General features: G+C 66.1%; 12 protein-coding genes and 1 pseudogene. 8 read left to right on the top strand and 5 right to left on the bottom strand.

Going from position 1 to position 13675, the window contains the following annotated elements; all coding sequences use genetic code 11:
• Both D7Y61_RS22495 and D7Y61_RS17790 read left to right on the top strand, forming a co-directional pair.
• A pseudogene (locus tag D7Y61_RS22495) lies at positions 1-195 on the top strand (hypothetical protein); the annotation flags it as partial.
• Between the two features lie 17 nt (positions 196-212).
• Positions 213-1400, top strand: coding sequence for a mechanosensitive ion channel family protein (locus D7Y61_RS17790; protein WP_180868207.1), 1188 nt, complete (start codon positions 213-215; stop codon positions 1398-1400).
• A gap of 72 nt (positions 1401-1472) precedes the next feature.
• On the opposite strand, the gene D7Y61_RS17795 is transcribed toward D7Y61_RS17790, so the two are convergent.
• The 3 genes from D7Y61_RS17795 to typA are packed head-to-tail and all read right to left on the bottom strand — an operon-like array spanning position 1473 to position 5463.
• Positions 1473-3095, bottom strand: coding sequence for an amidase (locus D7Y61_RS17795; RefSeq protein WP_180868209.1), 1623 nt, complete (start codon positions 3093-3095; stop codon positions 1473-1475).
• A 41-nt stretch (positions 3096-3136) separates the two neighbouring features.
• Positions 3137-3604 carry a DUF2127 domain-containing protein gene (locus D7Y61_RS17800; protein WP_049432763.1) on the bottom strand — a complete coding sequence of 156 codons (468 nt, stop codon included), beginning with the start codon at positions 3602-3604 and terminating at the stop codon, positions 3137-3139.
• An 11-nt stretch (positions 3605-3615) separates the two neighbouring features.
• Entirely contained in the window at positions 3616-5463 is a 1848-nt protein-coding gene (typA, locus tag D7Y61_RS17805) for a translational GTPase TypA (protein WP_032129766.1), read from the bottom strand.
• Positions 5464-5736: 273 nt separating this feature from the next.
• Here typA and D7Y61_RS17810 point away from each other — a divergent pair, with 273 nt between their 5' ends.
• The 6 genes from D7Y61_RS17810 to D7Y61_RS17835 all read left to right on the top strand — a co-directional run bounded on the left by D7Y61_RS17810 (position 5737) and on the right by D7Y61_RS17835 (position 12218).
• On the top strand, positions 5737-6228 hold the full coding sequence (locus tag D7Y61_RS17810; protein WP_180868211.1) for a peptidylprolyl isomerase: 492 nt from the start codon (positions 5737-5739) through the stop codon (positions 6226-6228).
• Positions 6229-6346: 118 nt separating this feature from the next.
• Positions 6347-7333 (top strand): malate dehydrogenase, encoded by a 987-nt coding sequence (locus D7Y61_RS17815; RefSeq protein ID WP_180868213.1) that lies wholly within the window; start codon positions 6347-6349, stop codon positions 7331-7333.
• A 96-nt stretch (positions 7334-7429) separates the two neighbouring features.
• Positions 7430-8044, top strand: a complete 615-nt coding sequence (locus D7Y61_RS17820; protein WP_180868215.1) for an RluA family pseudouridine synthase — start codon at positions 7430-7432, stop codon at positions 8042-8044.
• 491 nt (positions 8045-8535) lie between these two features.
• On the top strand, positions 8536-10416 hold the full coding sequence (prpE, locus tag D7Y61_RS17825) for a propionate--CoA ligase (RefSeq protein ID WP_180868216.1): 1881 nt from the start codon (positions 8536-8538) through the stop codon (positions 10414-10416).
• Positions 10417-10612: 196 nt separating this feature from the next.
• Entirely contained in the window at positions 10613-11116 is a 504-nt protein-coding gene (locus D7Y61_RS17830) for a hypothetical protein (protein ID WP_180868218.1), read from the top strand.
• A gap of 46 nt (positions 11117-11162) precedes the next feature.
• Positions 11163-12218, top strand: coding sequence for a suppressor of fused domain protein (locus tag D7Y61_RS17835; protein ID WP_180868219.1), 1056 nt, complete (start codon positions 11163-11165; stop codon positions 12216-12218).
• Between the two features lie 67 nt (positions 12219-12285).
• Here the strand turns inward: D7Y61_RS17835 and D7Y61_RS17840 are convergent, their stop codons facing one another.
• Positions 12286-12897 carry a glutathione S-transferase N-terminal domain-containing protein gene (locus D7Y61_RS17840; RefSeq protein ID WP_049434020.1) on the bottom strand — a complete coding sequence of 204 codons (612 nt, stop codon included), beginning with the start codon at positions 12895-12897 and terminating at the stop codon, positions 12286-12288.
• A gap of 84 nt (positions 12898-12981) precedes the next feature.
• Complete coding sequence (locus D7Y61_RS17845; RefSeq protein WP_004154513.1) at positions 12982-13440, bottom strand: cell wall hydrolase; 459 nt, start codon at positions 13438-13440, stop codon at positions 12982-12984.
• Positions 13441-13675: the final 235 nt, after the last annotated feature.

Consider the following 13675-nt stretch of genomic DNA (forward strand, 5'->3'; position numbering starts at 1 on the left):
GGGGGCGTGAGCCGCATGGATGCGGCGACCGAGCTTACATGGACGTACTTGCAGCGCCCCCCGCAACCGGACCCACCCCGCCATCCCACAGGAAACCCGCTTCTGCTTCGGCTGTTGCTGTTGCTGTTGCTCCAGCACGCAGCAGGTGCAGGGCTGCAAGCCCTGCCGACCAACACCCTGCTTACGAAGGACTGACGTGACGCTCATGCCCCATGCGCGAGGCTGTCCGCTTGGCTGTTCGAATGGAGGTGGCAACGGTGCACTGGCAAAGCGCACAGGCCTACGCATGGCCGCTGGGATTGGCAGCAGTAGTGGGCGGCATCGGCGCGTGGCTGATCCTGTGGATCTATCATCGATTGAAAGGGCGTGATCGCCGGCGCGCCCGCATCGGTCGCGTGCTCGGGCTGCCGATGGCGACCGCGTGGCCACTGCTGCTGTTGATTCCTGCGCTGCAGGCCACGCCGCTGCAGGATCCCGTGCTGGGCAATCTGCAGCATGTGCTGCACATCGCGCTGACCGCCTGCTTCATCTGGTTGCTGGTGCGTGCGGTCGCCGCGGGTGAGCGCGCGATCCTGCGCAGCCATCCCATCGATGTCTCCGACAACCTGGAGGCACGCCGTATCCAGACCCAGACGCGAGTGCTCAGCCGCGTGCTGATGGGCGGCATCATCGTGCTCGGTGCCTCGCTGGTGCTGCTGACGTTCCCGATGGTGCAGAAGATCGGCACGGCACTACTCGCGTCGGCAGGCCTGATCGGCCTGGTGGCGGGTATCGCGGCCAAGCCGGTGTTCGGCAACCTCATTGCCGGCCTGCAGATTGCGGTGACGCAGCCGATCCGCCTGGATGACGTGGTGATCGTCGAAGGCGAGTGGGGCCGCATCGAGGAGATCGGCAGCAGCTACGTGGTGGTGCGCATCTGGGACGAGCGGCGGATGGTGGTGCCGTTGACCTGGTTCATCGAGAACCCGTTCCAGAACTGGACGCGGCGCAGTGCTGATCTGCTCGGCACGGCCTTTCTGTGGCTGGACTACCGGGCACCGATCGCGGCGATCCGTGCCGAGCTGGAGCGCATCTGTCGTGGCGAAGCGCTGTGGGATGGTCGGGTCTGCGTGACCCAGGTGACCGAAACCAGCGAACGCGCGATCCAGGTGCGCCTGCTGGTCAGCGCACGCAGTTCCGGCGATGCCTTCGACCTGCGCTGCCTGGTGCGCGAGCGCATGCTCGATTTCCTTGCGCGCGAGCATCCGCAGGCGCTGCCGCAGGTACGTGCACGCGTGCAGCACGATGACGAGCTGGATATGCCGCGCGGTCCGCGGGCGCGTACCGCGGATGTGCGGTCGCCAGGTGCTGAAGATGGCGAGGCCGCGAGCGTGCCGGCGGAGGCCGACCAGCCTCTGTAGAGCCGAGCCATGCTCGGCTGCTTTCGATTTTCCGGTGAAGCCGAGCGTGGGCTCGGCTCTACAGAAACACGATCAAGGCTCCCCGGCGTCGATCAGTGCATCGGTATTGAAGTGCGGCGGCTTGCGTGCACGGGTGCGCTGCTCGTAGGCGTAGGCCATCTCGATCAGCTTCGGCTCGCTCCAGGCGGTGCCCATGAACAGCAGGCCGACCGGCAGGCCGTCGATCTGGCCCATCGGCACGGTCAGGCTGGGGTAACCGGCCACGGCAGCGGCGCTGTAGCTCTCGCCGGGGAAATCGTCGCCTTCGCTGCGGATCGGCCATGCGACGCCGGTAGTCGGCGCCACCAGTGCATCGAGTTGATGGGCGGCGAGGGCGGCATCGATGCCTTCCGGGCCGGCCAATCGGCGCGCATCGTTGCGCGCGCGGATGTAGGCTGGGTCTGACAGGCCGGCGGTGGCGTCGGCTTCCACAAGCAGTTCCTGGCCGAACAGGCCCAGTTCCTGCTTGCTGTGCGCCTGATTGAAGGCGATCAGTTCGGCCAGGTTGTGCAGCGGAGCGCGATGGGTGCTGAAGTAGCGCTCCAGGCCCGCCTTGAATTCGTACAGCAGCAGCGTGCGCTCGGCCTCGGCCCAGGCACCCTGGTTGGGCAGTTCGACGGGTACCACGACGGCACCGGCGCGACGCAGCTCGGTTGCTGCCTGATCGATCAGCGGCGGCATGCCGCGGTACTTCAGCAGCGGCGTCTGCAGCAGGCCGATGCGTTTGCCGCGCAGGCCCTGCGGGTCCAGGCGCGCGGTGTAGTCGTAGACCGCACGACCGGGCATGGTCGCGGTGGCGGGATCGGCGTCATCGCGGCCGGCGATCGCGGTCAGCACGGCCGCAGCATCGGCGACGCTGCGTGTCATCGGTCCGGCCGTGTCCTGGCTGAAGGAGATCGGCACGATGCCATCGCGGCTGACCAGGCCGACAGTCGGCTTCAGGCCGACCACGCCGTTGATCGCGGCCGGGCAGACGATGCTGCCGTCGGTTTCGGTGCCGATCGCCACGCTGGCCAGGTTGGCGGCCACGGCCACCGCACTGCCGCTGCTGGAACCGCACGGCGAATGGCTGATGCGGTAGGGATTGCGGGTCTGGCCGCCGCGCGCGCTCCAGCCGGAGATGGAGTCATTGCCGCGGAAGTTGGCCCACTCGCTGAGGTTGGTCTTGCCCAGCACCACGGCGCCGGCGTCGCGCAGCCGGCGCACCAGGTAGGCGTCGTCCGGGCGGAAGCCCTGCAGCGCCAGCGAGCCGGCGCTGGTGGCCATCGGTGCGGCGTTGATGTTGTCCTTCAGCAGCAGCGGGATGCCATGCAGCGGACCGCGCAGGCGTCCTTCGCGGCGCTCGCGGTCGCGTGCGGCGGCTTCCTTCAGGGCATCGGGGTTGAGCTCGATCACCGCGCGCAGGCGTGGCCCGGTGCGGTCGAGGCTGGCGATGCGTTGCAGGTAGGCCTGGGTCAGGGTGGTGCTGTCCAGCTCACCGGCGGTCATCCGCGCCTGCAGGTCGGCGACATCGGTTTCGGCATACGGGAACGGCACGTTGCGGCTCGCAGGTTCGGCCGCATGCGCGCTGGGCGTGGCCGGGCTGCAGCCAGCCGAAAGCAGCGCAGGCAGCGCGGCGAGCAGGCAGGTCAGCAGAGGCGGCAAGGACGGGCGCATGGGGCGGCTTGGTCGGCTCCAATCCCCAGTGTAGCCGGTGCTCAGCGGTGGCGCTTGCGCAGGTCGCGGGCGAGGACGTAGACCACGATCAGGTTGATCGCCAGGATCGTCCACGACGGCCAGCCGGGATGGCGGATGATCGCGAAGATGTCGAAAGGCAGGTACAGCGAGGCAGTGAGGCAGCCCAGCCAGGAGGCCCAGGCTTTGGCCCGCCACAGGCCCCAGGCTTCGACCAGGTGCAGCAGGCCGTAGCCGATCATCCCCGCCGCGGCCAGGTGGACCGCGTCGGGGCTGATCATGTGCAGCAGCGAGGGCAGGGTGCCATGGTCCGGATCCAGGCTGAAACGCCGGATCAGGGCCATGATGCCGTGCCGCAGCGGCTGCGGTCCGAGCACTTCCAGCCCGGTGGCGGCCAACAGCGCCAGCATCGCCTTGCTCGCTTCGAGCAGGGCGATGACATGGAGCCCCGGATGCCGGTGTGGATCCGGGTTGTAGCCGCTCTGGTTCACGGGGTGCTGGCTCAGCCGCCGCGCGAAGCCTTCTTGCGGTCGCTTTCGGTCAGGAACTTCTTGCGCAGGCGGATCTCCTTCGGGGTGATCTCGACCAGCTCGTCGTCTTCGATGAAGTCCAGGGCCTGTTCCAGCGAGTACTTGATCGCAGGGGTCAGCTGGATCGCATCGTCCTTGCCCGAAGCGCGCATGTTGGTCAGCGGCTTGGTCTTGATCGCGTTGACGGTCAGGTCGTTGTCCTTGGAGTGGATGCCGACCAGCTGACCTTCATACACGTTGTCGCCTTCAGCAGCGAACAGCTTGCCGCGTTCCTGCAGCGGACCCAGCGAGTAGGCCGGCGTGGTGCCCGGCGCATTGGCGATCATCACGCCGTTGATGCGCTTGGCAATCGCGCCCTGTTCCTTCGGACCGTAGTGGTCGAACACGTGGAACAGCAGGCCCGAACCCTGGGTCAGGGTCTTGAACTCGTTCTGGAAGCCGATCAGGCCACGGGCCGGGATCGAGTATTCCAGGCGCACGCGGCCCTTGCCGTCCGATTCCATGTTCTTCAGCTGGCCCTTGCGGGTGCCCAGCTTTTCCATCACGCCGCCCTGGTGGATTTCTTCGATGTCCACCACCAGCTGCTCGATCGGCTCCATCATCTGGCCGTCGATTTCCTTGATGATCACTTCCGGACGCGACACGGCCAGCTCGTAACCCTCGCGGCGCATGTTCTCGATCAGCACCGACAGGTGCAGTTCGCCACGGCCGGAGACCAGGAACTTGTCGGCGTCTTCCAGCTGCTCGACCTTCAGGGCCACGTTGTGGACCTTTTCACGGTCCAGGCGGTCCTTGATCTGGCGGCTGGTCAGGAACTTGCCACCGGACAGGTCCTTGTTGCCGGCGAACGGCGAGTTGTTGACCTGGAAGGTCATCGAGATGGTCGGCTCGTCGACGGTCAGCGCCGGCAGGGCTTCCGGGGTATCCGGGGCGCAGATGGTGTCGGAGATGGTCAGCTCCTGGATGCCGGAGATGGCCACGATGTCGCCGGCCTCGGCGGTATCCTGCTCGATGCGCTCCAGGCCCATGAAGCCCAGCACCTGCAGCACCTTGCCGTTGCGCTTCTTGCCCTCACGGTCGATGACCGCGACCTGCATGTTCTTCTTCAGGGTACCGCGCTGGATGCGGCCGATGCCGATCACGCCCACGAAGTTGTTGTAGTCCAGCTGGCTGATGCGCATCTGGAACGGGCCTTCCGGGTCCACTTCCGGACGCGGCGCGTGCTGCATGATCGCTTCGTACAGCGGGGTCATGTCGCCGTCGCGCACGGTGTCTTCCAGGCCGGCATAGCCGTTCAGGCCCGAGGCGTAGACGATCGGGAAGTCCAGCTGCTCGTTGGTGGCGCCGAGCTTGTCGAACAGGTCGAAGACCTGGTCGATCACCCATTCCGGACGGGCGCCCGGMCGGTCGACCTTGTTGACCACGACGATCGGCTTGAAGCCCATCGCGAAGGCCTTCTGGGTGACGAAGCGGGTCTGCGGCATCGGGCCGTCCATCGCATCAACCAGGATCAGTACGGTGTCGACCATCGACAGCACGCGCTCGACCTCACCGCCGAAGTCGGCGTGGCCGGGGGTGTCGACGATGTTGATCCGGTTCTTGATGCCGGTCTTCTTGTCTTCCCAGGTGATGGCGGTGTTCTTGGCCAGGATGGTGATGCCGCGTTCCTTTTCCTGGTCGTTGCTGTCCATCACGCGCTCAGCGAGGACGGTACGCTCGGACAGGGTGCCGGACTGCTTCAGCAGCTGGTCGACCAGGGTGGTCTTGCCATGGTCGACGTGGGCGACGATGGCGATGTTGCGAAGATTTTCGATGGACATACGAAAGGGGGCCAGTCGGCGCCGGATTTGGAAAAAGAAGTCCAACATTATACGTCGAACTTGACGATTCGCGAAAAGGTGGATTTCACACCCGTCGCGGGGCCCATTCAGCTGGCCGTCCGCCGCGTCGGCCGGGGCCGCCAGAGCCGGGAGACGGGGCTTCCCATCCACGGGCTGAAGCCGGGTTCTTCACCGATGGTCGAAGCCGCCGCCGCCACGAGGCAGGTGTAAACTAGGTGGCTAGACGCGTTCCCCTCTGCATCAAGGATCTTCATGTCCCTCATCGCCACTTTCGACACCACCCAGGGCCCGATCAAGGTCGAGCTGTTCGCCGACAAGGCGCCGCTGACCGTGGCCAACTTCGTGAACCTGGTCAAGCACGGCTTCTATGACGGCCTGATCTTCCACCGCGTGATCGCCGACTTCATGATCCAGGGCGGCTGCCCGCAGGGGCGTGGCACCGGCGGCCCGGGCTACAAGTTCGAAGACGAGAAGAATGGCGTGAAGCACGAGGTCGGCTCGCTGTCGATGGCCAACGCCGGCCCGAACACCAACGGCAGCCAGTTCTTCATCACCCACATCAAGACCGACTGGCTGGACGGCCGCCACACCGTGTTCGGCAAGGTCCTGGAAGGCCAGGCCATCGTCGATTCGGTCAAGCAGGGTGACGTGATCCATTCGATCACCCTGGAAGGCGACGCCGACGCTGTGCTGGCCGCCCAGGCCGACCGCGTCGCGGAGTGGAACAAGCACCTCGCCGCCTGATCCCCCTTCGAAACGGCCACCCACGGGTGGCCGTTTCCCTGTTCCCCGCCGCCTGCCAGGCCTGCGTGGCCATGCCCGCGGCGTCCCATCAAACGCTTGCAAGCAAGAGGAAACCCCCATGAAAGCACCCGTTCGTGTTGCCGTGACCGGCGCCGCCGGCCAGATCGGTTATGCCCTGCTGTTCCGCGTCGCCTCCGGCGAAATGCTGGGCAAGGACCAGCCGGTCATCCTGCAGCTGCTGGAACTGCCGGTCGACAAGGCCCAGGCCGCCCTGAAGGGCGTGATGATGGAGCTGGAAGACTGCGCCTTCCCGCTGCTGGCCGGCATGGTCGGCACCGACGACGCCGAAGTGGCGTTCAAGGACGCCGACATCGCCCTGCTGGTCGGTGCACGTCCGCGTGGCCCGGGCATGGAGCGCAAGGACCTGCTGCTGGAAAACGCCAAGATCTTCACCGCCCAGGGCGCAGCGCTGAACAAGGTCGCCAGCCGCGACGTGAAGGTGCTGGTGGTCGGCAACCCGGCCAACACCAATGCCTACATCGCGATGAAGTCGGCCCCGGACCTGAAGCCGGAAAACTTCACCGCCATGCTGCGCCTGGACCACAACCGCGCGCTGAGCCAGCTGTCGGCCAAGCTCGGCAAGCCGGTCGGTGGCATGGAGAAGCTGGTCGTGTGGGGCAACCACAGCCCGACCATGTACCCGGACTACCGTTTCGCCACCGCCGACGGTGCGTCGATCGCCGATGCGATCAACGACCAGGAGTGGAACGCCAACACCTTCATCCCGACCGTGGGCAAGCGCGGCGCGGCGATCATCGAAGCCCGTGGCTCGTCCTCGGCCGCTTCGGCTGCCAACGCCGCCATCGACCACGTGCGTGACTGGGTGCTGGGCAGCAACGGCAAGTGGGTCACCATGGGCGTGCCGTCCGACGGTTCCTACGGTATTCCGGAAGGCGTGATCTTCGGCTTCGCGGTGACCACCGAGAACGGCAAGTACACCCTGGTCAAGGATCTGCCGATCGACGACTTCAGCCAGAAGTACATCGACAAGACCCTGGCCGAGCTGGAAGAAGAGCGTGCCGGCGTCGCCCACCTGCTGGGCTGATACGGACCTCGGCCGGTAGGTACCGACCGTTGGTCGGTACGCAGAAAGCGGGGAAGCTTCGGCTTCCCCGTTTTCATTTGGAATTCCTGGAACCGCATGATCCATCTGCACTACATCGACAATGCGCTGCTGGTGGCCGAGAAGCCGGCTGGTCTGCTGTCCGTGCCCGGCCGCAGCGCCGAGAATCAGGACTGCGTCGTCGCGCGCCTGCAGGCGTTGTACCCGGATGCGCTGACCGTGCACCGCCTGGACCAGGTGACCTCCGGCCTGCTGCTGCACGCGCGCGGCAAGGAGATGCAGGCCGCATTGTCGATGCAGTTCGAGCAGCGCCAGGTTGGCAAGTGCTATGAAGCTGTCGTGCAGGGTGTGATCGAAAGCGATGCCGGTGAAGTGGAACTGCCGCTGATCGTGGACTGGCCGAACCGTCCGAAGCAGATGATCGACCATGAGCACGGCAAGCCGGCGCTGACGCGTTGGCGCGTGCTGGCCCGTGATGTTGAAGCGCAGCGCACGCGCGTGGCGCTGGAGCCTATCACTGGCCGCAGCCATCAGCTGCGGCTGCACATGGCCAGCCTCGGTCATCCCATCATCGGCGACGTGCTGTATGACGCCGCACCGGCGCAGCGCGTGCATCTGCATGCGCGCAGCCTGCGGTTTACACATCCGCTGACGGGCGAGGCGCTCGCGTTCGAGTCCGCGGCTCCGTTCTAGGGGTTCGGCAGGGCTTGCAGCCCCGCCTCTGACAGATTCCCGCGGCTGTTGGCAACTGCGGCCGTTGTTCCGCGCGGCTGTTGGTAGGTGTCGACCTTGGTCGACACGATTTTTCTGTCAGATATCGAATGAGTCATCCACGCATGGCGTGGATCGACCGTGTCGACCAAGGTCGACACCCATCAAGGCAATACGCCGTACCTACAGATCGCAGAAAACTGTCGAAGGCGGGGTGGTTMCGGTGGCGGGAGTGTCCGCGGCATGGATGCCGCGGCCAAGCCCCCATGGACGGGTTTACGGCGTCTCCCGCCACCGKACCCACCCCGCCACCCCCCAGTAAGCCAGCTTCTGCTGTTGCTTTGGCTTCGGCTTCTGCAGGTGCAGGGCTGCAAGCCCTGCAGAACAGCCCCACCCCCTACCAAGGTAGGGCGGTCCGCGCGCCAGCGCCGGACTATCCTCGAACCCATGACTTTGTCTGGGAGGGCTGCGTCATGAACTACGAGGAAACCTACCGTCGCTCGATCGACGAGCCGGAGGCCTTCTGGGGCGAGGAAGCCAAGCGCATCCATTGGCATAAACCGCCGCAGCAGGTGCTCGACTACAGCAACCCGCCGTTCCGGCGCTGGTTCGTCGGCGGTGAAACCAATCTCTGCTACAACGCGGTGGACCGCCACCTGGCAGAGCGCGCCGACCAGCTCGCGCTCGTCGCCATTTCCACTGAAACCAACAGTACCCGCGAGATCACCTATCGCCAGTTGTATCGCGAAGTGAACGACTTCGCCGCCGTGCTCAAGCACCTCGGCGTCGGTCACGGTGACCGCGTGGTGATCTACATGCCGAACATGGCCGAAGCCGTGTTCGCGATGCTGGCCTGCGCGCGCATCGGTGCGGTGCACTCGGTGGTGTTTGGTGGCTTCGCCGCGCACAACCTGGCGCTGCGCATCGACGATGCGAAGCCCAAGCTGCTCATCGCCGCCGATGCCGGCATGCGCGGTGGCAAGCTGATTCCGTACAAGCCGATGGTCGATGCCGCCTGCGCCGAAGCGGCTTCGCCGCCACCGCATGTGCTGATCGTGTCGCGTGGGCTGGATGCAGCCGAACCACGTGTGCCGGGCCGTGATGTGGAGTACGCCACGCTGCGTGCGCAGATCGGGGAAGTCGATGTGCCGGTGCAGTGGCTGGAAGCGAGCGAGCCGAGTTACCTGCTGTATACCTCTGGCACCACCGGCAAGCCGAAGGGCGTGCAGCGTGATGTTGGTGGCTATGCGGTGGCGATGGCGCAGTCGATGGAGACCGTGTTCGACTGCAAGCCAGGGCAGGTGATGTTCTCCACATCCGATGTCGGCTGGGCCGTCGGCCATTCCTACAACGTCTACGGCCCGCTGATCGGTGGCTGCACCTCGCTGCTGTACGAAGGGTTGCCGACCAACCCGGACCCGGGCATCTGGTGGGCGCTGTGCGAGCAGTACAACGTGCGTACGATGTTCTCTTCGCCTACCGCCATCCGCGTGTTGAAGAAGCACGATGCGGACTTCATTCATCGCCATGACCTTGGCGCGCTGAAATACCTGTTCCTGGCCGGCGAGCCACTGGACGAACCCACTGCCCACTGGATCAGCGAAGCGCTGGGCAAGCCGATCATCGACAACTACTGGCAGACCGAAACAGGCTGGCCGGCGTTGACCCTGCTGCCGGGCCTGGAAATGAAGCCGGTGCGCTTCGGTTCGCCCGGCTTCCCCAATCTCGGTTACCGGATGAAGGTGATCGACGAGAACACCGGCGAGGAAGTCGCGCCGGGGCAGAAGGGCGTGCTGGTGGTGTCGCCACCGTTGCCGCCGGGTTGCATGAGCACTGTTTGGAATGATGACAGCCGCTTCCTGCAGAGCTACTTCAGCCACTTCAAGGAACTGCTGTACAGCTCGCTGGACTGGGCGATCCGCGATGATGATGGCTACACCTTCATTCTGGGGCGCACGGATGATGTGATCAACGTGGCCGGGCATCGCCTCGGCACGCGTGAGATCGAGGAAGCCATTTCCAGCCATCCGCGCGTGGCCGAGGCGGCGGTGATCGGGGTCAAGGACGAGTTGAAGGGGCAGGTGCCGCTGGTGTTCGTCACCCTCAAGCAGGGGCTCAACGGTGAGGACCCGGCGCCGGTAGTGGCGGAGATGATGGCCACGGTGACCACTTCGCTTGGTGCGGTAGCGCGACCGGCGCATGTGCACGTGGTCAACGCACTGCCCAAGACCCGCTCCGGCAAGTTGCTGCGGCGCTCGCTGCAGGCGCTGGCCGAACAGCGCGACCCGGGTGACCTGTCGACGCTGGATGATCCCAGCGCGCTGGAGGAAATCCGGCGCGCGCTGGGGCGTTGACCTGCTTCTGTAGAGCCGAGCCGATGCTCGGCTCCGCATGCCTCGCCAAAGCAGCCGAGCATGGGCTCGGCTCTACAGAGGAGGGCGTTGCTGCACCGCAGCTTCCTCCCTGCAACCGGTGCGCTAAGCTCGGCCCCAGGGGAGCGCGCCCGCCGGGGCGCGCAGGTGAAGCGCATCAAGGATCGGGGGGGATGCAATGGCATTGCTGCACGCCAAGACGGCTGCTGGCCGTCAGGAAATCGAAGACCGTGGCCGGCGCCTGCCGGCCGCACTGCGGTCGATCCTGCTGATGGTCGACGGCCATCGCGACGATACTGAACTGCGCGGCCTGTTCGAAGGCCTGCGCGCGCCACACGACGCACTGGAGCAGCTGGCAGCGCAGGGCCTCATCGAAGTGATCGGTGGCAGCGCCGAAGCGGCACCCGTACGTGGCATCAGCACGGGCCGTGAACAGGATCCTGCCCTGTACCAGCAACTGTACGACGCGATGAGCGAGGCGGTGCGGCGCCACCTCGGCCTGAAGGGCTACTTCATGCAGTTGAAGATTGAACGCTGCACCGATGCGCTGGCGTTGGAACGCCTGTGCCCGGAGCTGCTGGCCGCGGTGGGAAAGGCGCGTAGCCCGGCGCTGGCGCAGCGCTGGTGGCAGGAAACCCAGGCGGCCGTGGGCAACGCCGGCGCCGAGGTCGTGCAGGCCTGAGCCACCGCGTAAAGTGACCGGTTCACTTCCCCACAAGGAGTCCCGCGTGCAGGACGACCACGACGACACCGATACCCCCGGCTGGGACGCGATCAATGCGGCGCTGGCGCCCCTGTATGCCGGGCAGGAGCCGCGCCATTTCGGCACCGCACTGCCTTACACGCTCGGTGGCCAGGATCCGCTGGATGGCATCAGCGTGTACTGGGTGGATGCGCCGATACCGCATTGGCACTACATCACCTACGGCTTCTCCGAGCTGTACACCAAGGAGAGCAGCGATGCCGCCGCCAGCGGCTATGGTTTCGAGCTGACCTTCCGCCTCACTGCTGAAGCCGGTGAGCACGCCGGCAGCACGCCGCCGGTGTGGCCGATGAACCTGCTGCAGAATCTGGCGCGCTACGTGTTTGGCAGCGGCAACGTGTTCGAGGATGGTCACCATCTGAATGCCAACGGCCCGATCGCGCTGGAGATCGACACGCGCCTGTGCCACCTGGCCTTCATTGCCGACCCGAAGTTGCCTGCGCGGGGTACCGCCAATGGCCACCTGCAGTTCCTGCAACTGGTCGGCCTGACCGACGAAGAGATGGAGGCGGTCAAGCGCTGGTCGACGCGCGGTGTGCTGCAGGCGTTGCAGCCGGCGATGCCGCTGTGGATCAGCGACCTGCATCGCGGCAACCTGCTGGAGGATCCGGCATTGGCGGCACAGGTGCGGGCCGGCAGCGAGCGCGAGGGCTCCAGCACCGGCATGTTGTTCATCGAGACGCTTGATTGGCGTCAGGAGGCGGACGTCACCACGCTGGTGCTTGGTGCGGGCCAGGTCGCCAGCGTCTGCGAACTGCTGCCGCTGCGCCTGCACCACGGCAGATCGCTGGAGCTGGTCAGCCGCGAGCGGCAGTGGGAGTTCATTCCGGCCGGAACCGGTGAAGCGGGCGAGGTGTCCGCCGACAGCGTGCGCTGGGTTCTGGACGAGGCGGGGCTGCAGGCCTTGGCGGGCGTGCGTGCCGAACATGGCATCTACCCGGTTGCGGGAGCGCTGCGCATCGAAGTGGTGCCGACCTACCTGCGCGATGCGAAGGGCGACGTGATACGCCAGATCGGTTGACCGCACCGATGAAACCGATGGGGTCGGAGCCGGCTGCTGTGCAGGCGGTTCCGACCCCGGGTCATTCTCAGGCCAAGCCCTCGGCCTTCAGCGCGGCCTGCACGCCGGCATCGGCGTCCATGCGCGCCTTGTAGGCAGCCAGGTTGTCCAGGCCGGACAGGTCGACCTTGGTGCCGGCGGCCCAGCGCAGGGTGATGTAGAAGTATGGGTCGGCGAAGCTGCGGAAGCCGGCCAGCCACGGCTTGTCGGCCAGCTGCTTGTCGGCGGTCTCGAACAGGCCACGCAGGCGCTTGTGCGCAGCGGCGCGGATCGCGTCGAACTGGCTTTCGTCGGCGATGAACTTGCCCGGCGCGAACAGCGGCGAGAAGGCCGGGTGCACATCGGAATTGACGAAGGCCAGCCAGCGGGTGGCTTCAGCACGCTGTCGCGGGCTGCCGTCACCGCCGAGGCCGGCCTGCGGGAAGCTGTCGGCGATATAGCCCATGATCGCGGCGTTCTGCAGCAGCACGAAGTCGCCATCGACCAGCGCGGGCACCGCGCCGGCCGGATTGATCTTGAGGAATTCCGGACCCTTCAAGGTGTCCTTGTTCAGCAGTTCGACCTCGAACGGCTGGCCGGTCCACTGCAGGGCGATGTGGTCGGCGGTGGAACAGGCACCGGGCTTGCTGTACAGCTTCATGGGAACTCCAGGTGATGCGGGCGGGAAACGCCAACTATCCCAGAGCCTGCCGGCGGGCGGCAACGCTGCCGCCAGCACGGATTGTTACGACTGCCGCGGCTTGAGGTTCTGCACCTTGTAGAAGGTGTGATCGCCGATGGTGGCCACCTGGTAAGCGTTGCGCCAGTTCGGGCTGGCGATGGACAACGCGGCGAAGTGGCTGGCACCGGGCACGATCTCGCGGCGCTCGCCGGCCGGCAGCGCCCAGTTGCGTTCGGCGTCGAAGGCCACGTTCATCGCCTCGCTCCAGGCCGCGTCGTTGCCCAGCTGGGTGCCGGGGGAGACGATGGTCGGTGCGAACTGCTTGCGCGCGGTGACCACCTGGCACATCGAGTCGCCCCACAGGCCACTGTCGAGACGGCGCAGGGCAACCTCGGCAACGGCCTGCTGGCCGCGCAGGGTCTGGTCGCGGGCTTCCAGGTAAACGGTGGTGCTCAAACACAATGAATCAGCGGCCGGCTGCGGCAACAACTGCGACAGCCAGAGAATCCAGGCCAGTTTCATATAACTCCTTGCTCCGTATGGGCCGCACTCTGCACTTCCGGTCGCGGGGGCGACAGGACGCGGGGTACGACTTGGCGTCATGGGGAGGCGGCCATCGGGGCCGCCCCGTGGGCGGCCCCAAAAGAAACGATCAGTACCGATCGAGGGGGCCGCACCGGCTCACCGGAAACTGGCTGGTGAGCGGAAGATGGCGCAAGGTAGGGGGGGATAGCCGAACGCATCGTGAACCGCCCGG

Origin of the sequence: Stenotrophomonas maltophilia (genome assembly GCF_013464485.1) — a bacterium.
In the GTDB taxonomy this organism is placed as follows: Bacteria; Pseudomonadota; Gammaproteobacteria; order Xanthomonadales; family Xanthomonadaceae; genus Stenotrophomonas; species Stenotrophomonas maltophilia_AW.